Source organism: Algoriphagus aestuariicola (assembly GCF_017254835.1).
GTDB lineage: Bacteria > Bacteroidota > Bacteroidia > Cytophagales > Cyclobacteriaceae > Algoriphagus > Algoriphagus aestuariicola.
In genome coordinates this window covers 872417-895513 of sequence record NZ_JAFKCW010000002.1, presented here as the reverse complement: position 1 = coordinate 895513, position 23097 = coordinate 872417, and the positions used below count along the sequence as shown (strand labels likewise).

Here is a 23097-nt window from a genome sequence, read left to right as displayed (position 1 = left end):
CGATGCGGCGATATCTAGTTTGTCTTTTGGGATTGACGCTGTGGAGTTGCGGGCAGATCGCCGAGCGGAAACAGCCGTCTCCGAGTCTCCAGCAACTGGCAAATTCCGACTTGGACCTCTCTGGCGAGCAGTTGGCAAATGGCTATTGTGCGGCATGCCATGTGAAACCAGAGCCTGAGGTTTTGGACAAGGTGACTTGGGAAAGCAAGGTATTGCCGGATATGAGAAAGCGCATGGGCTTGTATCTCCCGGAGGATTTTGGAACTGCACTGCCCGAGGACGAGGGAATTCCTGAAGGTATCTATTCCAAAACTCCGATGATCACCCGAGAGAAGTGGGAGAAACTTTTGACCTATTACCTTGAAAACGCGCCGGAAAAGCCCATTGTGCAAGCCGATAAGCAAAGCCCCAAATTGGGTATTCCGGGATTTGATCTTGAAGTGCCCCAATTCCCAATTGTGCGGTCCAGCCTAACTACGATGCTGAAGGTACATTCGGAGTCTGGTCAACTGTGGCTTGGACATCGTTTTCGTTCTCTTTTTGTCCTGGATTCGAAAAACGGATTTGCGCAGCTTGATTCGATCCCGACTCCGGTTGCGCCGGTGGAATTGAGGTGGAACACTAACGGGACCTTTGATCTACTCTCTATCGGATTGATGGATCCTGCCAATGACTCCTTGGGAGTTTTGGCAAATTATTCCCACTCCGGCGATAATTGGGTGATCCGCCCGATCGAAGAAAAGTTGATGCGGCCAGTGCATGTGGAGTTTGCCGACTGGAACGGGGATGGAAGGGAGGATCACGCGATCAGTCACTTTGGCAACCATCTCGGAAAGCTGAGTCTCTATTTGTCCGATTCTGTTGGGTTCAAAGAGTTGATTTTAAAGAAAGATCCGGGGGCCAGACGTACAATCGCCGTTGATTTTGATGGGGATGGAGACTTGGATATGTTAGCCTTGATGACCCAGGCTAAGGAAGCCATTGTGCTATTCGAAAATCAAGGCTCAGGTAAATTCCGGGAGGAGAGCCTTCTGACTTTTCAGCCGGCATTTGGATCCAGTGATTTTCGATATGAGGATATGACTGGCGACGGACATCCTGATCTCATTCTAGTCAATGGCGACAATGCCGATCTTTCGCAAATCCTGAAGAATTACCACGGTGTCAGAATCTTTGAGAACGACGGATCGGGGGAATTTGAGGAGAGTTGGTTCTATCCCATGCATGGTGCCAGTGCTCTGGAAGTAGGGGATTTCGATCAGGATGGTAGGCAGGATTTAGTTGCGATTTCATTTTTTCCAGACAAAACGCAGAGGCCAAAGCAGAACTTGGTTTATTTCAGACAGAGCTCCAAGGGAGATTTTGACCCCTTTGTAATGGAATACACACCAGATTTGCACTGGCTGACGATCTCAAAAGGAGACCTGGATTTGGATGGCGATGTAGACTTGGTGGTTGGCACGTTTGCCTTTGATGAACTGTACAGACCAGCGACTTCCCATTGGACTCCGTTTGCTGTACTTAGAAACCTGCTCAAATAATCAACTGACGATTCGGGTTTGGCCGGAATAAATCCTTGTATTGGATTTAATTCTCGTTCTATTATTTCTCTTGTCTCTAGAAATCAGTATCTTATTATTCTTCCTTAAATAATAAGCTATGGTAAAAAGTTTTCAAGGGGTCAGAGAGGTGGAGCCGAAAGCCCCGGTACAGCAGATTTTGGTCAAAGACCAGATGAGTACTAATCTTGCTACTTTTAGTCCTGATGACTCAATAGACCAAGTGCTGGAAGTTTTAACCAAACGCAAAATTTCTGGAGGTCCGGTCTTGGATGAATCCGGAGCTCTGGTCGGAATTATTTCCCAAACAGATTGCCTGGCGGAAATCATCAGGGGGAAATATACCAACACGGTCAGGTTCCCGGCCAAAGTAAAAGAGCATATGAGTACCGCGATCGTATCCGTATCCCCCGACATGTCTCTTTTTGATGTCGCCCAGAAATTTCTAGAAAGCAAGTTCAGACGTTTTCCGGTGATAAAAGACGGACATCTCGTTGGGCAAATCAGCCTGAGCGATGTGATTCGCGCATTTCCGAAACTCAGGCATACCACCTGGTGACAAAAGCGAAAAGGCTCCGAACTTTCGGAGCCTTTTTGCTTTTGTCGAGATGGTGATCGTTTATTTTGACTTTTCGATCGCCCGCTCCACGTCCTTGATGATATCGTCGCAGTGCTCCAGCCCTACAGACAACCTCACTAGTCCATCCACGATTCCAACTTGTGCCCGCTCCTCTGGAGACAGCTTGCTATGGGTCGTGGAGGCAGGGTGTGTCACGATGCTACGACTGTCGCCCAGATTGGGTGTGATGGAGACCATCTGTAGCTGGTCGATAAATCGCTGCGCGCGAGTGCCACCGCCCTTCAGGGTCAGCGTGATGATTCCCCCTCCAGCCTTCATTTGTTTCAAGGCAAGGTCATGCTGGGGATGGGACTTTAGGAATGGATATTTCACGGTTTCCAGCTCCGGATTTCCTTCGAAATAATTGGCGACTTTCAGCGCATTTTCGCAGTGGCGATCCATTCTGATGGCAAGTGTCTCCATGCTTTTTGCCAAGATCCAAGCATTAAATGGGGAGATGGAAGGGCCCGTGTGCCGGGTGAAAAACTGCACTTCCTTGATCAGTTCCTTTTTTCCCAAGATCAAGCCCCCAATGACTCTTCCTTGGCCATCGATGTATTTCGTCGCGCTATGCGCCACTATATGTGCGCCCCATTTTGCAGGCTGCTGAAGATAGGGGGTAGCAAAGCAATTATCTACGACCAGGATCAGGTTGTGTGCTTTTGCGAAGTTTCCGGCCCATTCTAGATCGATGATTTCCAAGCCCGGATTGGACGGTGTCTCGATGAACAGCATCTTGGTATTGGGCTGTACCAGCTTGTCCCAGTTTTGATAGTCGGAAATGTCTCCATAAGACGAAGTGATTCCCCACTTGGGAAATACGCGGGTGAGAAGCTGGTGCGTAGAGCCAAAAAGGGATCTGGAAGCCAAAATGTGGTCGCCTTGCTGAAGGAGGGAAGCTATTGACGCAAACATCGCCGCCATACCGGAGGCGGTGGCGATGCCGTCCTCGGTGCCTTCCGCAATGCAAACTTTCTCGATGAGATCGGAGGAGTTGGGATTGGCGTATCGGGAATAGATGTTGCCAGGAATCTCTTCTGCAAACATTGCCCTGGCTTCCTCTGCCGAGCCAAAGGTGAAGCTTGAAGTTAAAATTATCGAGGAGGAATGTTCTCGCTGGTCAGAGCGGCTTTGGATTCGGATCGCGTCGGTTTCGAAGTGACTCATGGTTTGGAAGTTTGGAATACAACATAAAGCCAGGGCTGAAAAAGAATTTTCCCAAACGCAGAATTTGAACCAGAAAGTGGGGTAGTAGTGAATACGCCAATTTATAGTTCCCGCTAAGGGTAGGATTTGGCACCTTTCACCTGCATGGGGATGGTTGCCAGAGGGTCATCGAGCCTAGTCTCTCGCCTCTTCTTTATAAATCAGTCTCCTGAAGTGCTGCAAATTAAGCTGGAGAATTGCGTATTTCCAAATCTCTCCTCCAATCAATCGTTGAATTGGGTCATCGTCTGAGCGATCCCGATCGTGCAAAAACCAAGTATCATTTCGATTGCCTTGTCCATCATGATCGGGAGCTCGTCGAACTCTTGCTGGGTAAACCGTCCCAAGACATAGTCGACTTGTCTTCCTTTGGGGAAATTGTCGCCGATTCCCATCCGAAGCCTGGGGTAGTCCTGGCCTCCGGTGAGGGCTTCAATATTTTTCAGGCCATTGTGTCCAGCCGCACTTCCTTTGCCCCTCATTCTAAGCTTTCCGAAAGGAATAGCGACTTCGTCCACGATGACCAGCACGTTTTCCTTGGGGATATTCAGTTCTTTCATCCAGTAGTTTACAGCCTTGCCGCTCAGATTCATGTAGGTCGTGGGCTTGATGAGATGAAGGGTACGGCCCTTGTATTTTATCTCGGTCTTGAAGGCGAGGCGGTCGCTTTTCCAGGTAGCATTTTGCTTGTCGGCTAGTCTGTCAAGGGTCAGAAATCCGATGTTGTGTCGGGTAAGTTCGTATTCAGGGCCGATATTGCCCAATCCCACGATCAGGTATTTCATAGGTTTAGATTTTCTGAACTTCGAAAATAAAAAAATCCTGTCCGGTTGGGGACAGGATTAATGGTTTCTGCAAGAATTGGTTTACTCTCCTTTTTTGCCTCTGAGTGCTCTTGGAATACCAATAGTCACCACGGATACATTTGGCGAAGTAAGGATTTCGAATCCTTCTGGCTTCAGCTCGGCTACTTTGAAAGACTTACCAAGGTCAAGGTTGGAAATGTCTACAGAAATAAAGTCAGGAAGATTGCCTGCGATACCTTTTACTTTCAGTTTTCTGGTTTTGAATTCCAGCTTACCACCTTTTGCGATACCAGGAGAGCTACCTTCGATCTTCACAGGTATCTCAAATTTGATAGCCTTGTCCTCAGTGTAAGCCATGAAATCTGCGTGAAGCAGCGCCTCGCTTACTGGGTGGAATTGAGCTTCCTTCAATACGGCCTTGATGATAGTACCCTCTACGTTAAGTTCAACCAAGTGAACTTCTGGAGTGTAAATCAAGTCGCGGAAAAGGATAGCCGGAGAGTAGAAGTGAACTTGCTCAGGAATACCAGGTCCGTAAACCACGCAGGGAACATTGCCTGAATCTCTGATTTCGTTCAAAGCGGCACTGTCGAGATTTGCTCTTTTAAACCCTATAATCTCTAGTGTTTTCATATGTACTTGTATTTAAAATTGGTTCTCAGATAAACAAAGAACTGATCGAGGTGTTACCAGTCACGGCGTGGATCGCTTTTGCAAACAATTCCGCTACGCTCAGTACTTTGATTTTTGAAGACTGCATTTTGGGCGTGATGGTATCTGTGATAACCAGCTCCTCCAAGACAGAGTTTTCGATGTTTTCGTAGGCTTTTCCGGAAAGTACCCCGTGCGTGACGATGGCTCTTACTGAGTTAGCTCCTTTTTCCATGATGATCTGGGCGGCTTTGCAAAGCGTGCCCGCAGTATCCACCAAATCATCCACAAGAATCACGTCTTTCCCCTCTACGTCCCCTATCACCTGCATGGATGCGATCTCGTTGGCCCTTTTTCTGTGCTTGTCACAGACGACCATTTCTACTTCGAAGTGCTTGGCAAAGGATCTTGCCCTAGCCACACCCCCCACATCCGGAGCTGCGAAGATCATGTCTTTTAGTCTCAGGGTGTTCAAATAGGGTGCAAAGATAGCTGATCCATTCAAGTGATCCAAAGGGATGTCAAAAAAACCCTGGATTTGTCCAGCGTGCAGGTCACAAGCCATGATTCTGTCGGCGCCTGCAGAGGTAAGCATATTGGCAATCAACTTCGCGGCAATGGATACCCTTGGACGGTCTTTACGGTCTTGACGTGCGTAGCCGAAGTAGGGGATGACGGCGCATACTTTGTAGGCGCTGGCGCGTTTGGCCGCATCGATCATCAAGCAGAGTTCCAAAATATTGTCACTTGGGGGATTGGTGCTTTGGATGATAAATACCGTACAACCTCTGATGGACTCGTCAAAACTGGGAGACATTTCTCCATCGCTGAATTTTGACATGGTCAGATCGCCGAGTCTTTTGCCATAATTTTTGGCGATTTTTTCGGCTAGGTGGAGGCTGTTGGTACCTGCAAATATTTTTACCTCAGACATGGTGGATTGTTTTGGAGGACTTGGAAAGGAATGGAATCTAAGGCAAAAGTAAGGATTTTTGACAGATGGGCTACTTGCGGGACTTTTCATCCAAATAATATCGCGGTAAATTTATATTCAAGGTGACGTTGTCAGAGTTCCTTGGTTTCTGATTTTCTATTTCCCTGACCGATCCTGTAATTTTTTTGACTTTAAGGCTTTTTCGATAGCTTGTTTACCTCATGCTTGGTTTATTTTTACCTGAACTGGTACTAACCCCGACCTCATGAAAAGAATTTTAACCCTTATCCTGCTTATTGGGCTCTTGCCTTTTTTTGCGCAGTCCCAATCCATCCCCACTCCGAAATCCCACTTTGGTTTCGATATCGGCGATCCGTACATGCTTGCTGATTTTTCCCAGACGGAAGCTTATTTCAAAAAGGTCGATGCTGTTTCTGATCGCGTACAGTACACCAGCATTGGCCAGACAGAGTTTGGCAGGGAACAACCGATGCTGATCATCACCGCTCCGGGGAATTTTGCGCAGCTGGAGCGATACAAGGAAATTTCCCAACAGCTGGGTCGTGCGGAGATTAGCGAAGAAGACGCAAAAGCACTCTCAAAGGAAGGCAAACCGGTCGTGTGGATTGACGGTGGTCTTCATGCCAACGAGGTGGTGGGTGCCCAGCAGTTGATAGAAACCCTGTACAATCTTGCCTCTAGAAATGATGAAGAAACGCTGAAGATTCTGGATGAAGTGATCCTGCTCCTCGTTCATGTGAATCCAGATGGGATGGAAATCATGTCCGACTGGTACATGAGGAACGAGGATCCGGCAAAGAGAAACAAAAATATCCCCGTACTGTACCAGAAATACGTGGGACATGACAACAACCGTGACTTCTATATGAACAACATGAAGGAGTCCACGAATATTTCCCTTCAGCAATATGTGGAGTGGCTCCCCCAAATTGTATACAACCACCACCAAAGTGGCCCGTCCGGGACAGTGGTTGCTGGTCCACCATACAGAGATCCGTTCAACCATGTGTTTGATCCCCTGATCATCACAAGCTTGGATGCGGTGGGTGCAGCGATGATCAACCGCCTACATGTGGAAGATAAGCCAGGCTACACCCGTTTGGATGGATCGGTGTTTTCCACTTGGTGGAATGGGGGATTGAGAACCACTCCTTACTACCACAATATGATCGGGATTTTGACCGAGATCGTAGGCGACCCATCTCCTTTTTCCATTCCGCTGGTTCCAGATCGACTGATTCCAAACAACGGAACGCCATATCCAGTCACTCCAGGGCCATGGCCTTTTAGACGTTCGATTGATTACTCCGTCTCGCTGAACTACGCTATTTTGAACCATGCAGTAAGGCACGGGGATGAGTTGCTATACAATTTTTATCTGATGGGTAAAAACTCGATCGACCGAGGCAATAAGGACACTTGGACCAAGTACCCGAAATATGCCCAGGCGGTACAGGAGGAATTCAACGCCTCTCAAAAGAAGAAAGACGCTGATGATCCTGAGATGGCAAGCTTCGGATTTAGGGCGGGCTTGCCACTGCAGTTTTACGATTCGGTCTACCAGGATCCGTCTCGACGAGACCCAAGGGGCTACGTACTGCCGTCAGACCAAGCGGATTTTTCAACGGCGATCAAGTTTCTCAATGCACTGATCAAGTCTGGAGTATTGGTAGAAAAAGCTACTGCAGACTTTTCCATAAATGGAAAATCCTATCCAAAGGGTTCTTATGTGGTCAAGGCTGCGCAGGCTTTTCGTCCCCATGTGCTGGACATGTTTGAGCCTCAAGATCACCCCAACGATTTTCTCTATCCCGGAGGACCGCCTATTCGTCCCTACGACGCGGCGGGATGGACTTTGGCCTTCCAGATGGGAGTGGCTTTTGACAGGATTATGGAAGGCTTGGAAGGGCCTTTTGAGCGCGTGGCTTACGGACAGCTGCTTTCTCCGGAGCCGACCTCGGTTCCTTCCAGCTCAGGATTTCTACTTGATGCTAGAGCCAATGATACCTTTCTCGCAGTCAATGATCTTTTGAAGTCAAAAGTGAAAGTCTATCGCACTACGGCTCCAACTGCAGGATTGCCGACGGGATCGTTTTATGTTCCCTCATCCGGGCGAAAATCCCTACAAGAATTGGCTAGCAAGTACGGCGTAAAGGTAGCCGCTGCGTCGGGAATGCCTTCTGGTGCCAGAGAGATCAAGCCTTCTCGCATTGCTTTGTACGATTATTATGGGGGTTCTATGCCATCCGGCTGGGTTAGGTGGATGATGGAGCAGTTCCATTTTGATTTCAACCTGATTTTTCCCCAGGAAATTGATGCTGGAAATCTTGCGGACAAATACGACATCATCCTGTTTATTGGACCGGGCATCCCTGGTGGAAGCGGAGGATACGGTGGAGGAAGTCAGCCTAAGAAGGAGGATATTCCGTCTGAATACCACCACATGCTGGGAAGAATATCCGTGGAGCAATCGATTCCCCAGTTAAAGGCTTTCCTGGAGAGCGGTGGGGAGATTGTTGCCGTTGGAGCGGCTACCTCCCTTGCGTACCAGCTGGATCTGCCTGTTTCGAATGCATTGGTGGAAATATCCAACGGCGCGGAGAAGACGCTGACCGGGGATAAGTACTACATACCGGGCAGCGTGCTGCAGATGTATGTTGACAATTCTTTGCCTGCCAATTATGGGATGGCGGAGAAGGCCGATGTGCTGTTTAACAACAGCCCGGTTTTCAAATTGGCGCCTGATGCGGCTTTGAGAGGCGTGAAGCCCCTTTCTTGGTTTGGCACGGAGCCTCCGTTGAGGAGCGGCTGGGCATGGGGTCAACAGTATTTGAAAAATGGGGTGACAGCATTTGAAGCCCAAGTAGGAAAAGGCAAACTGTATGCTTATGGACCGGAAATTACATTTCGAGCCCAAGCACACGGCACTTTCAAGATGCTGTTTAATCAGTTGTACCAATAAGGGCTAATACAACAAAGGATGGTCGACTGGCCATCCTTTGTTGTGTATTCTTTGCCAAAACACATTCTGCCCCCTTTCGTAAACTTCAAAAAATCGAAATTATCAATCTTTGAAGACAGCCCTATCTCCAGATTCTAAAGATCCCTACTTGAATTATGTCCAAGCAGAACTGCTGGTATGGCTAATGAAAGTCAAAAAGCCTCCCGGGATATTCAGCCGGATGAGCCATGGAGTGCAGGGCAAAATAAATTCCTGGATTCCTGAGAAGGTTCATCGAGCGATCAGCGTAGCCATCGAAAATATGGTCAAAGCAGTGTTGACTGGTTCGGGTTGGGTATTTCCAAAATTCCACGCGGGTCTGTCGCTGAAAGAAAGGGAAGACAAAGTCCGGGTTCGAATCAAATGGTATCGCAATACGGCGTCGGCTGAGGGAGCAGTGACAGGGGCAGGTGGGATTCTCTTGGGATTGGCGGATTTTCCGGCGTTTCTCACCATCAAGATGAAAATGCTTTTTGACATTGCGGCGCTGTATGGGGTCGATGTCAAAGACTACCAAGAGCGGCTATTTTTGCTTTATGTGTTTCAGCTGAGCTTTTCAAGCCAAAAACGGAGAAATGAACTGATAGGCCTGATCGAGAACTGGGATTCCTTCAAAAACGATCTTCCAAAGGATTTGGGCCAGTTTGACTGGAAGACCTTTCAGCTGGACTACAGGGACTACATAGATCTAGCCAAGCTTGCTCAGTTGGTTCCGATCATCGGAGCCCCCGTCGGGGCGATTGCCAATTACAAATTGACCGAACATCTGGGAGAGTACGCTATGAACGCATATAGACTTAGGATGCTGCAAACTTCCCAGAGGAAACTGGATTGAATGGATAGTACCTAAACGAAAAAAGCCTCCTTTTGGGAAGCTTTTTGTTGATCCACTAGGGCTCGAACCTAGACTCTTCTGAACCAAAATCAGACGTGTTGCCAGTTACACCATGGATCAGTTTTGTTGAAGCGACTCTTTCGTCTGCTTTAAAGTGTCACAAAGGTAGATTTTTGAGTTATTTTTTCCAAATCGGCATTTGAAGATTTTTTGATCTGTCCTATAATTCCCTTGAATTCAGTCAGAAAAAAAGCGGATCAGATTAATTGGTCAGAGATATGTGCAGAAAGTGGGGAATGGCCCTGGAAGATCCGTCATGTGTAGCCGGATTCGGTGGAAATTGCTTTTTTGTTAACTTTCAGTTAGTTCCATTCCTTAAAATGGAATAGTTGTAATTTTTCAACACCAACCTTACTATAAACTAAAAGCAAAAAAGTACAATGAAAGCAGACAGAATGGAAAAATTGATTGATGAGGTCGTCGAAAAGCTTGAAAAACTTAAGGAAACTCAATTGGCGTCTGACCTGAAATGGTGCTGGGGAAGTTTCCAAAGTGACCAGAATTCCAGCGGTTTGGAGGAGAAAGGCACTTTGGCCTTGGTAGCCTTAAAAAACGCGCGAGAGAAGAATGCCAGGTCCGTAGCCAAGAAATTGGTCGACGACTTGGAAAAGGCCCTGTCGTAATGCAAAAAGGCTCGCAGTGATGCGAGCCTTTTGGTTTTGTTCTTGGAAAGAACTTATTCTCCTACTACGACAAACTTCACTTTGGTTTTCACCTCTCTGTGAAGGTCAACGTCAGCAGTGAACTCGCCTGCACCTTCAACAGGAACAGTGATGGCGATTTTCTTTCTGTCGATGTCGAAGCCTTGAGTAGCCAAAGCGTCGGAGATCTGGAGCGTAGTCACTTTTCCGAAGATTTTTCCGGAGTCACCGATTTTCGCTTTGATTTCCAGGTTTACTTCGGCAAGCTTTGCTGCAGTGTTTTCTGCTTCAGTCTTGATTTTTTCAGCTTTGTGAGCAGCCTGCTTGATGTTTTCAGCAAGGATTTTCTTGTTAGAACCGGTAGCCAATACCGCGAAACCCTGAGGGATCAGATAGTTTCTTCCGTATCCTGGCTTTACGTCTACCAAGTCATTTTTATATCCAAGACCTTTGATGTCTGTTTTTAGAATGATTTCCATTTGTAATGATCTTTTGTGATTGAACGATACAAGACCGAATTATTTCAAACCATCGGTTACGAATGGCAACAAAGCCAAATGTCTTGCTTTTTTGATAGCCTGGGCTACTTTTCTCTGGTATTTCGCAGAGTTGCCGGTAAGTCTTCTTGGAAGGATTTTACCTTGCTCATTGACGAATTTCAAAAGGAAGTTGGGATCCTTGTAGTCGATATACTTGATACCGTGCTTCTTGAATCGGCAATATTTCTTTCTAATTTCGCCTCTGTTGATTGGTTCGTTTACTAGTGTCATTGGGCTTGCTCCTCCTTAGCTTCAGCTTTTTTGTTAAATTCTCCTTTTCTTCTTCTGTCTGCATAAGCAATTGAATGCTTGTCAAGTACAGTAGTCAGGAATCGCATGACTTTCTCATCGCGTCTGAACTCAAGTTCAAACTTGCGGATGATAGTCGGATTAGCCTTGAACTCAACCAATACATAAAAACCAGTAGTCTTCTTGTCGATGGTGTAAGCCATCTTCTTCAGACCCCAGTTCTCCACATTGATCACGTCTGCCCCCTCTTCTTTTAACAAGTTCACAAACTTGTCGACAGTATCCTTCATCTGAACATCAGACAAAACGGGAGTTAAAATGAATACCGTCTCATAATTTCTTTGGAACATTTTTGAATGTGTTTAAGGAATTTGAATAAACAGACCGCAAAAGTAGAGCTTTTGCTTCTGGAATCCAAACCCTTGTCACCTATGTCCTGGTAATTAAATCAAAAAAGCCTCCGAAGTTGGAGGCTTTTTTGAGCTTTGTAGTTTGGGGGTTATTTCACGGTAAAAGTTTTGGAGCCGACTTGGTAGTTGTCCACAAAGATTTTTACCTCATGCGTACCTGAAGCGTAGTCGGAGCCTTTTTCATAATAGAATACCAAATCCTGCTCAGTATTGTCGAAAATGATGTCCTGCTTCACGGTATAGAACTGTTCAGCACCATCGATCATAAAGGTCCCAGAGCCCTTTGCCACGTCGAAGATAGGTTGAGAACTTGGTCCCAAAACCTGAACATAAACATTCCTCGGGCCTTTTTCCGCCACCTTATTGTCTGCCAAGTTGAAGCTTACTTTTAGCCTTTCCATTTGCCTGTTGCGGAAGTCTTTGGTGGTTTCGATCCGCTCTTTGCCTCTGGCGTTGACGGCGGCGATGCTGATGTTTTCGGCCTTGAGCATGGAGGCTACATCTACCTTGGCCTGGAGGTCCTGTTTCTGGATGTTGAGCTGGGCTACTTCTTCTTCGATCTCAGCCTGGGTGGTCTTCAGGTCTTGGTTTTCGGCAAAAAGCTGCTGATTTGCTGCCCTTAGCTCTAGAATCTCCTGGTCTTTTTGGGCGATAAGGCCATTGAGATTGTTTATTTTGCCGTTGAGGGCGGCGATTTCTGATGAAGAGCGCTGTTTTGTGGAATTCCGCTCGGCAATCAATTGGTCTCTGACGGCCTCCAATGCCTGTACATCGCCTCCCAATTTCTCGATTTCTTTGATTCGAAGATCCAGCTGGTATGTCACTGAATCGAGGCGCATGTTCAGATCGTTGTTTTCGGTCGAGAGGAGTAGGATTTCCTCTGTTTTCTTGGTGCGGTCCACGTAGTCCGTGTACAGTTTGATGCCGCTGATGATGACCAGCAGAATAAGAACAATGATGATGATGTTCTTATTTTGGTCTCTCTTTTGACTCGATTCCTTTTCGAAATTAGTGCTCATGTTTTTGGTTCTGTTTGTAGGCTTATGATATGCAAGAATTAGACGAAACTTTCTGGTCTTCCCGCTACCAAAATGGGGCTACAGGATGGGACATTGGACATGCTTCACCTCCACTTTATCAATATCTTTGCCAAATTGATACTAAAACCATTGAGGTGCTCGTTCCCGGTGCCGGCAATGCCCACGAGGTGGCCGTAGGGTGGACTTTAGGCTTTACAAAAATCCACCTGTTGGACATTTCATGCCAGCCCATTCGGGATTTTTTGGCCAAGCATCCGGAGTTTCCGGAGACACAGGTTCATCATCAGGATTTTTTCGACCACAATGGCAAGTATGATCTGATCTTGGAGCAGACTTTTTTCTGTGCTTTAGTTCCCCGGCTCAGAGAAGCTTATGCCAGGAAAATGCACGGCTTGCTCAAGCCGGGAGGCAGGCTTGTAGGAGTCCTGTTTGACCGGGAGTTTGGATTTGAAGGTCCTCCATTTGGAGGGACAGCAGCAGAGTACCTGACTTATTTTCAGCCGTACTTTGGGATTGAGAAGTTTGAACCCTGCTATAACTCAATTCCGGAGAGGGCGGGCTCGGAACTTTTTATCAAGCTGAGAAAGTCAGATGTCCAGGACTAGATGGGATTTTTTTCCAGGAGTATCAAAGAAAACTATCCCGCATTCGAAAAAGTCCAAGGTCAGCCTCACCTCGGGACGTGACTTGATCTCTTCCCAGGCTTTTTCCATTTCGGGTGTCCAATGAATGTCTCCGATTGCCACGATAGCTTTTGGATGTATTTTCGGAACTAGGGTGTTGAAAGAGCCAATTGTTCCTTGGTAAGTGTGATTGGCGTCGATCAGTGCAAAATCTACGGCCGGGATTGACTCCAGCGCTTCTGGGAGTGTTTTTTCGATCGGGCCTAAAATAAACTCGGTTCTTGCAGGCAGGGGATTGCGTCGGGCAATGTTTTGGATTTCTTCGGAGCCTTCGAAGGTTAATAGACGGCCTTTCGTTTTCTCACTCAAATACCTAGTCGAAATTCCTACACATGTTCCTAATTCGATCACCGTTTCTGCAGGTGTTAGACTACAGAAATATTGGTAGAGCTGAGCAAACTTGATGTTGCTGGTGGAATACCGAGTTATCCGTGAAATCGATCGATGCGCCTCGGGCACTTTTTTGGAGCCCGCCCCGAGATCCAGTACTGGAATCGTGGAAGAGTCTTTCAGGAGTGTCTCCCGGAATTTTTCTATTTCAAGATTGCCGCTTTTGTTTTCTTTTAGAAATTGGACAAGCCTAGTGTAAATCTGAAATATAAAGGGCGATTGTTGGCTGAACGTGTCTTCCTTGTCGAGCCAATGGATGAGGAAAGCCCGTATGAAGAAAAAAGTATTCCCCAAATCAATTGTGGAAGATATTGGCAATCATCTGGAATTCCGGGACGATTACTTCGACCAGATTGCCGTCAAAAAGTTTCTCCATGGTATAGGAGCCCTTCATCTTGCCGAGTCCTGACTTGAGATTGCATCCGGAGACGTAGGCGTGCGACTCGCCTGGTTCCAGCACAGGCTGCTGACCGACCACACCGCTGCCCTCGACTATCTTTGGTGATTCGGCAGCGTCAAAAATCTCCCACTTTCTTCTCAACAGTTGATATGTATATTGGCTGTTGTTTTCGATAGTTACCTTGTAGGTGAAAACGTAGTGGTGCTGATGAGGACTGGAAAATTCCGCCTGATAGGTAACTTCCACGCTTACTTTGATGCCTTTTGTGACCGCGACTACCATGGTGAATGCCTTAGAACAACAAGGGTTAAAATCTAATGAAACTAACTAAATAATCGATATTGATGGATGTAAAAATTGAAGAAAGCTGGAGAAATTCATTAAATCATGTTTTTGAGCAGGATTTTTTTAAACGACTAGTTGGCTTTGTAAGGTACGAATATCAAAATCAGGATGTTTTCCCTCCGGGCAAAGAAATTTTTAACGCTTTTCAACATTGCCCATTGGAGGCGGTAAAGATAGTGATATTAGGACAAGATCCATACCATGGTCCGGGGCAGGCTCACGGATTGTCCTTTTCGGTAAAGGCAGGTGTGCCATTTCCGCCAAGTTTGCTAAATATTCTAAAGGAAATCAAAACAGATATTGGCACCGATATGCCTGCTGACGGAGACCTGACCCGTTGGGCTGATCAGGGAGTTTTTTTGCTCAATGCGACTCTCACGGTAAGGGCAGGTCAGGCTGGCTCCCACCAAAACCAAGGTTGGGAACAATTTACCGACGAGGTGATCCGCGTCATCAGTTCTAGCCGGGAAAATGTAGTCTTCATGCTTTGGGGAGCTTATGCGCAGAAAAAGGCTGATTTGATAGATTCTAAAAAGCACCTGATTCTCAAAGCTCCCCATCCAAGTCCACTTTCAGCCCATAGGGGTTTTTTGGGCTGCCGCCATTTTTCCAAAGCGAATAGCTATCTGACTGAAAAAGGGATAGCACCCATACGATGGTAAAAAAACGCCCCGAAATTATGGACTAGCCCCCAAAAGTTGGACACTTATTGGGGGCATTTTTGATCAATTTATTCCTTTGAAGAAACGGTTCCAGCGAATCTTGCCAAACATGGATTCATATTTGTCCAATGAAAGCCACAAGAACCAGGCTTTACCCACGATGTGATCCTCAGGAACGAATCCCCAAAATCTCGAATCCAGAGAATCATGGCGGTTGTCTCCCATCATGAAGTAATAATCCTGTTTAAACGTATACTTTTCAACTTTTTGACCGTCGATGAAAAGGCTTCCATCCCGGATGTCGACCTGCTCATGACCTTCATAGTTTTCGATTGTAGAGCCATACCGCAACACATTGTCTGCAGTCATGTCGATAGTCCAGTCTTTTGCGGGTACTTGCAGCGGGCCAAAGTTGTCCCTATTCCATCCATAGTCGGAGCCTTTTGGGAAAATAAGTGGCTCATGGTCCCCAGGGCTTTCGATTCGCTTGGTGATGGATACCACCACTGGAGAGGTCCTGAGTCGCTCGATCATCTGATCTGTTCCAAAAACCATATAGCCGGCACCGTTTGTGAATGCCATAAAACTCTCCGGGTTGATGCCATACTCGGCGAAGAAATCTACTGTGAGCGGACGATTGCTTATCAAGTCGTAGGAGTATTGCATTTCTTCTGGCTTCGGAGCAGGCTGATCGTTTACCACCAATTCGCCTTCTTTGATCAAAATCACGTCTCCGGGTATCCCTACTGCCCGTTTGATATAGTTGGTTTTTAAATCGCTCGGATATTCGAATTCGACCGGATAGTTGAATACAACGACGTCGTTTCTTTCCACATCACTGAAGCCCGGCAGTCGATAGTAAGGGAGCTGGATGGCATCGGAATAGGAGGGGATATCTGTCCCCCAGATCTTTTGGTGTGTGAGGGGAACCTGGAGGACCGTCTTGGGTATTCGGGTCCCGTAGTGCATCTTACTTACAAAAAGAAAGTCGCCGACTAAGAGGGACTTTTCCATGGAGGCGGTGGGAATCGTAAAGGGTTCGAGCAAAAGCCAACGGATCAAGCTGGCTGCGACTACTGCAAAAACCAGCGCATCCAGCCATTCGCGGGTCGCTGATTTTTTCTTTTTAGGTTGACTCATGAGTTGCTAGTTGATTCAGAAAGATAGAAAATCATCCATAGAGAGCACGCCTTTTCGGCCTTGGATCCACTCAGCCACCAAAACTGCGCCAAGGGCAAAGCCCTGCCTGCTGTGAGCGGTGTGTGTGATCTCAATCTCGTCGATTTCAGAGCTGTAGCGGATGATATGGGTGCCGGGGGCAGGGTCGATCCGCTTTGCGATGATGGGGAGAGACTGTTCATTTTCGGCCGATTGTCCGACCAGGTACCATTCGCTGAGTTTGTCCGTGTTTCGCAGGATCCCTTCTGCGAGGGTGATCGCAGTGCCAGAGGGAGCATCCTTTTTTTCGGTATGGTGGATTTCTTCCAAGGAAGCTCGATAACCGCTGGTTTCATTCATCAGCTTGGCAAGGAATTCGTTGACTTTAAAGAAGATATTGACTCCGATGCTGTAGTTGGAAGCGTAGAAAAAAGCCCCGTTTTGGTCGGCTGTGAGTTTTTCGATTTCCGTTTTGCGGGAAAGCCAGCCAGTCGTGCCTGATACGACCGGAATGCCGCGCTCCATAGCCCAGGAAATGTTCTCTACCGCTGCCTCAGGCTGGCTAAATTCAATGGCTACATCGATGGTCGATGCATCCAAGCCGTCGAGCTCGTGACGGTTGTCGATGTTGATCTTGGCTGCTAGGGAATGGCCGCGGGATTCGGCGATTTCGCCGATGATCTTTCCCATTTTGCCATATCCAAGAATAAGAATGTTCATTATTTAAATTGAAGTTTCATAGTGAGTCCCATGGAAGAACCTGAAGCTGCGAAAGTACCGACATTTGGCTCAAATTTGAGAGCCAAGTCGTCGGAAATATTAAATCCCGAGAGATGTGCATCGACATTGGCATCTATGAGGTTGAGCGCATAGATGCCCGCCAGCAGCAAGATCGTCAGGTCTCTGTTCTGTCTCCAGTAGTCTACATTTCGCACCAATGCCTCTCGGTTAAGCGAGGGAAACTGGCTTTGGTCTCCATCATCATAGGCGAAAAGCGCCTCTCTGAAGGTTTGATAGCGCTTGTTGTTGTACCCTATGAAGTAGATGTCCGTCATGAATCCAGCATAGAGTAGGGGGACTTTCCAAGCTTTCCCGTTGTACACTTGTCCCGCACCAGGCAAGATGGCGGAGAGAATGGTCGCTTTTCTGGGATTTTTGGGAAGGGAGGAGTAGTCGGTCTTTTCTTTTCTTTCTTTGGGGAGCGACTCAGTTTTTTCGGACTCGTTTTGGTTTTGTGAAAATGCAGGGTTCGACAGTAGCAATACCAAAAGCAAAAGCCCCAAGGATATCCATGGGGTCTTGGGGTTTGATTTTCTGTCGCAAAATGCTGGATTCAATTTTTCAGATGATTTCGAGTATTTCGAGAATTCTGTTTAGGTCGGTGGCAGAATTGAATGGGATTTTGATTTCCCCGCGGTTTTTCTCGTCCGCTTTTAGGCCGACCTTGGTTCCAAAGTGTGAGGCCAGCCGCTGCTGGATTTTGTTTATTTCATATTTCCGTACCGGATCCAGTCCTTTTTCAGGCTTTTCCTTCTGAGGCTGACCCTCGTTAAGAGACTTTACCAAAGCTTCCACTTTGCGTACACTCAGCTCCTCATCGACGGCCTTTCTGAAGATTGCCAATTGCTTCTCCACGTCCTCCACATTGATCAGCGCCCTGGCATGGCCCATGGAGAGCTGCTGGTCGCGGATAGCGGCCTGGATTGTCGGCGGTAGCTTGAGGAGGCGTAGGTAGTTGTTGACCGTTGTCCTGTTTTTGCCTACACGATCTCCCAGCTCTTCCTGCTTGAGATTACATTCTGCGAGAAGTCTTTGATAGGAGTGTGCGATCTCCAGTGCATTGAGGTTTTCCCGCTGTATGTTTTCGATCAAAGCCATTTCCAGCATCTGTTGATCGTTTGCGGTCCGAACATAAGCGGGAATCTGGCTCAGACCAGCCAATTTGGATGCTTGAAAGCGGCGTTCGCCGGCGATGAGCTGGTACTCGTTAGGGGCAAGTTTCCTCACCGTCACCGGTTGGATGATGCCCTGTACTAAAATGGAGTCTGCCAACTCCTGGAGCGCATCTTTGTCAAAATGAACCCTGGGCTGAAACGGGTTGACCTGAATTTCATCGAGGGGTATTTCGAAAGTCCCGGTCTTTGCGACTTCCGGAAGTATTTCATGGCTTTTGTGCTTGGCAGGACTGTCTTCCAACAGCGCTCCCAGCCCTCTTCCTAATGCACTTTTGCGGTTGGGTTTATTATCAGACATGCTTAATTGGTCACTTTTTGAAGGCCGTTTTTCTGGGCTATTTCCCCGGCCAGATTGAGATATGCGATGGACCCTTTTCCTTCGGCATCGAACGCGATGACTGGCAATCCGAAACTTGGGGATTCGGAAAGCCGGACGTTTCTGGGAATGATGGTGTCGAACACCATGTTTTTGAAATGCAGCCTGACCTCTTCGACCACTTGGTTGGAAAGTCTAAGACGCACGTCGTACATAGTCAGTAGAATTCCCTCTATCTCCAAGTCGGGATTGAGGCGGGTCTGGATGATTTTGATGGTATTGAGCAGCTTGCCCAGCCCTTCCAGCGCGAAATATTCACATTGCACAGGGATTATCACCGAATTTGCCGCAGTAAGTGCATTGATGGTGATCAGGCCCAAGGAGGGGGAGCAGTCGATGATAATGAAGTCGTAGAGATCCTTGATCGGAGAGATGACTTCTTTCATCTTTTCCTCCCGATTTTCCAAGTTGATCATCTCTACTTCAGCTCCGACTAGGTCGATGTGGGATGGAACCAAATCCAAATGGTCGAGGGAAGTTTTCAGGATAATATCCTGTACGTTGGTCCCGTCAACCATGCATTCATAAATGCTGGTGTCGATCGCCTTTGGATCGTGGCCTAGACCTGAAGTAGTGTTGGCCTGCGGATCCGCATCGATGACCAGGGTATTAAACTCCAATACAGCCAGGCTTGCAGCAAGATTCATTGCAGTGGTTGTTTTTCCCACTCCGCCCTTTTGGTTGGCTATTGCAATTATTTTTCCCATGGTTTAGCTAAAGGGTAATTTGACTCCAATATTAATCAAATTCAGGTCTTTTCCTTGGGTAGGATTTTCTTTTTTTGGCTGCTACCCTAGGTGAAAAATCGTTAAAATATTCAAAAACAGTGGGATAGATGGAATCTGGGCCGCCGCTTTGCCAAACTTGACCAATTAAAAAGGAGCCCCTTGCGAAGCTCCTTTTTGCTTATTTTTTTCTGTTGGCATCGGCTGCCTTCATCGCTTCTTCCAGTTTTTGCTGAAACTTGGACTTCTTTTTATTGACGTTTTTGGCCTTGCTTTCTTCTACTTTTGCTCGGATTTTTTCATCGTCCACAAAGAGCTTGATAATCGCTTGCTGCCCGAAGGTCACGATGTTGGACACGAAATAGTAAAAGCTCAAGCCAGCAGGGTAGGAGTTGAGGATGAACATGAACATTACCGGCATGATGTAGCCCAGGTTTTTCATCGGCCCAGTGGCAGTGGTCAGCTGGTTGTTGAAGTGTGTATAGATGATCTGCGACACCGTCATCAGCAAGGTGAACAAGCTGACATGGGCTCCATAAAACGGAATGGTAAAGGGCAGCTTGATAAACTCGTCGTAAGTGGACAGGTCATTGGCCCATAGGAACGATTCCTGACGAAGTTCTACCGCATTTGGAAAGAAGAAAAACATCGCAAACAGAAACGGCATCTGGAGAAGGAGGGGCAGACAGCCGGAGATTGGGCTCACTCCCAACTGGGAGAAAAGCTTCATCTGCTCTTGCTGCATCTTGGTAGCGTCATCGCCATACTTTTCCTTCAGCTCGTCTATCTCTGGCTTGATGACGCGCATCTTTGCCATGCCGATGTAGGATTTGTAGGTCAGTGGCGACAAGGCCAGCTTGATCATCAACACGATCAGGATAATGATGACCCCGTAATTGCTGAAATACTTCTCGAGGAATGAGAAAAGGTGGACGACGATATACTTGTTCACCCAGCTGACAAAGAAATAGCCCATGTCGACGTTTTTCTCGAAGCCATCGGTCACTGTTTTCAGCGTCTTGTACTTGTCTGGCCCGAAGTAAAAACTTACCTCCGCTTTGCCGTTTTCAACCGGAATGTTGAACGAGGCGGTCATTGACCGTACAATGGATGAATCGGTCGGAGTTGTTTGCGCCAAACTCACGTTTTGGAAAACGGAATCCGCGATAATTCCGGCGGTGAAAAACCGCTGGCTGAAGCCAATCCATTTTACAGGTTCGGAGACTTGCTCTTCTTCGGGGTCGTTGCCAGCCCCAAGATTTTCGTAGGATTCTGAGGCGAGGTAATAGTTGAGCTTGGTTTGCCTTCTCGATTCGCTAAGGTCTTTTTCCTGAGCTTTGATTTGGTCTTCCCAAGTCAGGTTAAGTGCATTTCCGGTCAAGACTCCCTGAAAGCGGTCGATTTCAAATGACTTTTTGACTACATAGCTACCCTCTTCCAAAGAGAACGTGTGGACGATCTGGCCAGCCTCGGTACCGGCCGAAAGTGTCAAGACCTTTGTTTTTACCCCATCTACTTCGACTTCATCCATTTTGGGGCTGAAGTAAAGATCCGCCAAGTTCAGCGGCCCTTTTGCGCTCTCCATGGAGTAATTCATTACAGAGCTCTCTTCATCCAAAAGGATCAAGGGATCGCCATTCCAGCTTTTATATTCTTTCAAGACTACTTCCTTGATGGCGGCACCCTTGGTGGATAGGGTTACGGTTACCTTGTCGTTTTCGAGTGTGATGTCCTCCTCGGTGCCAGCGGTGAGTGGAGCCAAGGCTCCATATTGCGCGACACGCTGCACATCTACCAGGCTATCTGGAAGTACTTGCGAAATAGACTGTTGTACGTTTGCCGAAATAGGCGCTTCGGTCTGCTGAGGGGTCTCTTCTACAGCTGGGATCTCAGGGCTGCTCGCGAAAAAGAGCGAATAAACCAAAATCACCGCCGCAAACAGTATCAAACCCGTTGCTTGATTTCTATCCATAGGTATTGTTTTCCTTGCTAAGGGGCTTAGCGAAACTCTTTTATTTTACTTTTTTGCTGTCTATTGCCGCTTGAATGAATTTGACAAATAACGGTTGAGGATTGAGGGCAGTGCTCTTGTACTCCGGATGGAATTGAACGCCGACAAACCAAGGATGGTTTTTCAGTTCCATGATTTCAACAAGTCCAGTATCCGGGTTTTTACCGGTCGCGATCAATCCAGCGGTTTCTACCTGCTCCAGATATTCATTGTTGAATTCATATCTATGGCGATGGCGCTCCTGGATTTTGGTCTTTCCGTAAGCTTGGGCTGCCTTGCTTCCTTTTTTGAGGTCGCAAGCATACGAACCCAATCGCATAGTTCCGCCCATTTGGTCTATTTTCTTTTGTTCTTCCATCAAGCCGATGACCGGATATGCAGTGTTCGGATCCATCTCAGTGGAATTGGCACTATCAAGCCCCATTACATTGCGTGCAAATTCAATTACCGCTACCTGCATCCCCAGACAGATGCCGAAGAATGGAATCTTGTTTTCCCGTGCATATCTCACAGTTTCTATTTTGCCCTCAAATCCCCTTTCTCCAAATCCCGGAGCGACCAAGATCCCATCCAGCTCGCTGAGTTTGGTCTCGAAGTTGTCGTAATGGATTTCCTCCGAGGAGATGAGTTTCAGATTCACTTTGCACTCCACAGCCGCACCTGCGTGGGTAAACGATTCGATGATTGACTTATAGGAATCCGGGAGTGACACATATTTGCCGATCAGGCCGATGGTTACTTCCTGAGTCGGGTTTTTGAGTCGGCCTAGGAAATCCTTCCAATGCTCCAGGTCGGTGTTTGACTTGGATGTAAGCTTCAACTTGGACATCACCCGCTCGTCGAGTTTCTCTTTTTTCATCAGCAGCGGCACATCATAGATGGTTTCAGCATCCATGGCCTCGATCACGCTGTTCAGCTGCACGTTACAGAAGAGCGCCAATTTTTTCTTCACATCCTGCGGCAGGTGATGCTCAGTGCGGCATACCAAGATGTCTGGCTGTATACCGGCTTCCAGCAGTTGCTTGACCGAATGTTGGGTTGGTTTTGTTTTTAGCTCTTTCGCAGCACTTAGATATGGAATTAGGGTCAAATGGATTACCAGAAAGTTGTTTGGTCCCAAGTCCCATCGAGCCTGACGCACAGCTTCAATAAATGGCAAGGATTCGATGTCTCCGACGCAGCCTCCGATCTCTGTGATGACGACGTCATATTTACCGTCTTCCCCAAGTTTGTAAAAATTGTTTTTAATCTCGTCCGTGATGTGAGGGATCACTTGGACCGTTTTGCCAAGGAATTCTCCTTTGCGCTCCTTGGTGATGACATTGTTGTAAATCCTTCCGGTGGTGACGTTGTTGCTTTGGGAGGTCGTGACATTCAGGAATCTCTCGTAATGTCCCAAATCCAAATCGGTTTCGGCGCCGTCGTCCGTCACGTAGCACTCCCCATGTTCGTAAGGGTTGAGCGTCCCGGGATCGATGTTGAGATAGGGGTCAAATTTTTGGATGGTTACTGAGAACCCCCTGGCTTGCAGCAATCTGCCCAAAGATGCGGCAATGATGCCTTTTCCAAGAGATGAGGTAACACCTCCGGTGATGAAAATGTACTTGGTGGATGAGCCCATAAGAATGGAGACGGATGATTTTGATTGGAATCTTATGGGGCTCAAAATTAGGGAAATTTCCTGACTTGACTTCTGTTATCTACTTTCATTTTTGAGGATTCTCCCTTTTTTGGCTTGTGCGGATCTTTAGCATCGGGAAAGTATTTCGTGACAATAAGCGTCAATTGATTTATAGTCTTTGGCATGGGGATTACCTTAGT

24 protein-coding genes, 1 tRNA gene and 1 riboswitch are annotated in these 23097 nt (G+C 47.2%); of the genes, 7 read left to right on the top strand and 18 right to left on the bottom strand.

Annotation, left to right across the window (positions count from 1 at the left end; all coding sequences use genetic code 11):
• Nucleotides 1–2: 2 nt before the first annotated feature.
• Nucleotides 3–1541 carry an FG-GAP repeat domain-containing protein gene (locus J0A67_RS11030; protein WP_206569387.1) on the top strand — a complete coding sequence of 513 codons (1539 nt, stop codon included), beginning with the start codon at nucleotides 3–5 and terminating at the stop codon, nucleotides 1539–1541.
• Nucleotides 1542–1659: 118 nt separating this feature from the next.
• Nucleotides 1660–2118, top strand: coding sequence for a CBS domain-containing protein (locus tag J0A67_RS11025; RefSeq protein WP_206569386.1), 459 nt, complete (start codon nucleotides 1660–1662; stop codon nucleotides 2116–2118).
• Between the two features lie 60 nt (nucleotides 2119–2178).
• Here J0A67_RS11025 and J0A67_RS11020 read toward each other — a convergent pair whose 3' ends face one another.
• The 4 genes from J0A67_RS11020 to J0A67_RS11005 form a co-directional block, all read right to left on the bottom strand.
• Nucleotides 2179–3345, bottom strand: coding sequence for a trans-sulfuration enzyme family protein (locus J0A67_RS11020; protein WP_206569385.1), 1167 nt, complete (start codon nucleotides 3343–3345; stop codon nucleotides 2179–2181).
• A gap of 98 nt (nucleotides 3346–3443) precedes the next feature.
• A riboswitch (SAM riboswitch) is annotated at nucleotides 3444–3547 on the bottom strand.
• A 61-nt stretch (nucleotides 3548–3608) separates the two neighbouring features.
• Nucleotides 3609–4169: an aminoacyl-tRNA hydrolase gene (pth, locus tag J0A67_RS11015; RefSeq protein WP_206569384.1), complete on the bottom strand. Its 561-nt coding sequence runs from the start codon at nucleotides 4167–4169 to the stop codon at nucleotides 3609–3611.
• Nucleotides 4170–4250: 81 nt separating this feature from the next.
• On the bottom strand, nucleotides 4251–4823 hold the full coding sequence (locus tag J0A67_RS11010) for a 50S ribosomal protein L25/general stress protein Ctc (RefSeq protein ID WP_206569383.1): 573 nt from the start codon (nucleotides 4821–4823) through the stop codon (nucleotides 4251–4253).
• A 25-nt stretch (nucleotides 4824–4848) separates the two neighbouring features.
• Nucleotides 4849–5775 (bottom strand): ribose-phosphate pyrophosphokinase, encoded by a 927-nt coding sequence (locus J0A67_RS11005; RefSeq protein ID WP_206569382.1) that lies wholly within the window; start codon nucleotides 5773–5775, stop codon nucleotides 4849–4851.
• Nucleotides 5776–6040: 265 nt separating this feature from the next.
• Here J0A67_RS11005 and J0A67_RS11000 point away from each other — a divergent pair, with 265 nt between their 5' ends.
• Together J0A67_RS11000 and J0A67_RS10995 are read left to right on the top strand one after the other, a co-directional pair.
• Entirely contained in the window at nucleotides 6041–8758 is a 2718-nt protein-coding gene (locus tag J0A67_RS11000; protein ID WP_206569381.1) for a M14 family metallopeptidase, read from the top strand.
• Nucleotides 8759–8867: 109 nt separating this feature from the next.
• A complete protein-coding gene (locus J0A67_RS10995) occupies nucleotides 8868–9632 on the top strand; it encodes an EcsC family protein (RefSeq protein WP_262897492.1) in 765 nt (254 codons plus the stop codon).
• Nucleotides 9633–9679: 47 nt separating this feature from the next.
• Here J0A67_RS10995 and J0A67_RS10990 read toward each other — a convergent pair.
• Nucleotides 9680–9752, bottom strand: a tRNA-Gln gene (locus J0A67_RS10990).
• A 320-nt stretch (nucleotides 9753–10072) separates the two neighbouring features.
• Between J0A67_RS10990 and J0A67_RS10985 the strand changes: the two genes are divergently transcribed.
• Nucleotides 10073–10315: a hypothetical protein gene (locus J0A67_RS10985; RefSeq protein ID WP_206569380.1), complete on the top strand. Its 243-nt coding sequence runs from the start codon at nucleotides 10073–10075 to the stop codon at nucleotides 10313–10315.
• A 53-nt stretch (nucleotides 10316–10368) separates the two neighbouring features.
• Here the strand turns inward: J0A67_RS10985 and rplI are convergent, their stop codons facing one another.
• From rplI to J0A67_RS10965, 4 genes are all read right to left on the bottom strand, one after another.
• A complete protein-coding gene (gene rplI / locus J0A67_RS10980) occupies nucleotides 10369–10812 on the bottom strand; it encodes a 50S ribosomal protein L9 (RefSeq protein ID WP_206569379.1) in 444 nt (147 codons plus the stop codon).
• 39 nt (nucleotides 10813–10851) lie between these two features.
• Nucleotides 10852–11103, bottom strand: coding sequence for a 30S ribosomal protein S18 (gene rpsR / locus J0A67_RS10975; protein ID WP_092729973.1), 252 nt, complete (start codon nucleotides 11101–11103; stop codon nucleotides 10852–10854).
• Complete coding sequence (rpsF, locus tag J0A67_RS10970; protein WP_206569378.1) at nucleotides 11100–11471, bottom strand: 30S ribosomal protein S6; 372 nt, start codon at nucleotides 11469–11471, stop codon at nucleotides 11100–11102. Before rpsF ends, rpsR begins: the two co-directional genes overlap by 4 nt.
• Before the next feature lie 149 nt (nucleotides 11472–11620).
• Nucleotides 11621–12550 (bottom strand): DUF8428 domain-containing protein, encoded by a 930-nt coding sequence (locus tag J0A67_RS10965; RefSeq protein WP_206569377.1) that lies wholly within the window; start codon nucleotides 12548–12550, stop codon nucleotides 11621–11623.
• A 29-nt stretch (nucleotides 12551–12579) separates the two neighbouring features.
• Between J0A67_RS10965 and J0A67_RS10960 the strand changes: the two genes are divergently transcribed.
• Nucleotides 12580–13176 (top strand): class I SAM-dependent methyltransferase, encoded by a 597-nt coding sequence (locus tag J0A67_RS10960; RefSeq protein ID WP_206569376.1) that lies wholly within the window; start codon nucleotides 12580–12582, stop codon nucleotides 13174–13176.
• On the opposite strand, the gene J0A67_RS10955 is transcribed toward J0A67_RS10960, so the two are convergent.
• Nucleotides 13159–13938: an O-methyltransferase gene (locus J0A67_RS10955; RefSeq protein WP_206569375.1), complete on the bottom strand. Its 780-nt coding sequence runs from the start codon at nucleotides 13936–13938 to the stop codon at nucleotides 13159–13161. The two genes, J0A67_RS10960 and J0A67_RS10955, sit on opposite strands and share 18 nt — an antisense overlap.
• Nucleotide 13939: 1 nt before the next feature.
• On the bottom strand, nucleotides 13940–14326 hold the full coding sequence (gene apaG / locus J0A67_RS10950; RefSeq protein WP_206569374.1) for a Co2+/Mg2+ efflux facilitator ApaG/CorD: 387 nt from the start codon (nucleotides 14324–14326) through the stop codon (nucleotides 13940–13942).
• Between the two features lie 62 nt (nucleotides 14327–14388).
• On the opposite strand from apaG, the gene ung reads away from it, so the two are divergent.
• On the top strand, nucleotides 14389–15051 hold the full coding sequence (gene ung, locus J0A67_RS10945; RefSeq protein WP_206569373.1) for a uracil-DNA glycosylase: 663 nt from the start codon (nucleotides 14389–14391) through the stop codon (nucleotides 15049–15051).
• Between the two features lie 63 nt (nucleotides 15052–15114).
• On the opposite strand, the gene lepB is transcribed toward ung, so the two are convergent.
• The 7 genes from lepB to pyrG all read right to left on the bottom strand — a co-directional run bounded on the left by lepB (nucleotide 15115) and on the right by pyrG (nucleotide 22897).
• On the bottom strand, nucleotides 15115–16191 hold the full coding sequence (gene lepB, locus J0A67_RS10940; protein WP_206569372.1) for a signal peptidase I: 1077 nt from the start codon (nucleotides 16189–16191) through the stop codon (nucleotides 15115–15117).
• A 15-nt stretch (nucleotides 16192–16206) separates the two neighbouring features.
• On the bottom strand, nucleotides 16207–16929 hold the full coding sequence (dapB, locus tag J0A67_RS10935) for a 4-hydroxy-tetrahydrodipicolinate reductase (protein WP_206569371.1): 723 nt from the start codon (nucleotides 16927–16929) through the stop codon (nucleotides 16207–16209).
• Nucleotides 16929–17546 carry a DUF5683 domain-containing protein gene (locus J0A67_RS10930; RefSeq protein ID WP_241265141.1) on the bottom strand — a complete coding sequence of 206 codons (618 nt, stop codon included), beginning with the start codon at nucleotides 17544–17546 and terminating at the stop codon, nucleotides 16929–16931. The genes dapB and J0A67_RS10930 overlap by 1 nt, the downstream gene beginning before the upstream one ends.
• 4 nt (nucleotides 17547–17550) lie before the next feature.
• Nucleotides 17551–18462 carry a ParB/RepB/Spo0J family partition protein gene (locus J0A67_RS10925; RefSeq protein ID WP_206569370.1) on the bottom strand — a complete coding sequence of 304 codons (912 nt, stop codon included), beginning with the start codon at nucleotides 18460–18462 and terminating at the stop codon, nucleotides 17551–17553.
• A 2-nt stretch (nucleotides 18463–18464) separates the two neighbouring features.
• Nucleotides 18465–19247: a ParA family protein gene (locus J0A67_RS10920; protein ID WP_206569369.1), complete on the bottom strand. Its 783-nt coding sequence runs from the start codon at nucleotides 19245–19247 to the stop codon at nucleotides 18465–18467.
• Between the two features lie 199 nt (nucleotides 19248–19446).
• Nucleotides 19447–21237 (bottom strand): membrane protein insertase YidC, encoded by a 1791-nt coding sequence (gene yidC / locus J0A67_RS10915; protein WP_206569368.1) that lies wholly within the window; start codon nucleotides 21235–21237, stop codon nucleotides 19447–19449.
• A gap of 40 nt (nucleotides 21238–21277) precedes the next feature.
• Nucleotides 21278–22897 (bottom strand): CTP synthase, encoded by a 1620-nt coding sequence (gene pyrG / locus J0A67_RS10910; RefSeq protein ID WP_206569692.1) that lies wholly within the window; start codon nucleotides 22895–22897, stop codon nucleotides 21278–21280.
• Between the last annotated feature and the right edge of the window lie 200 nt (nucleotides 22898–23097).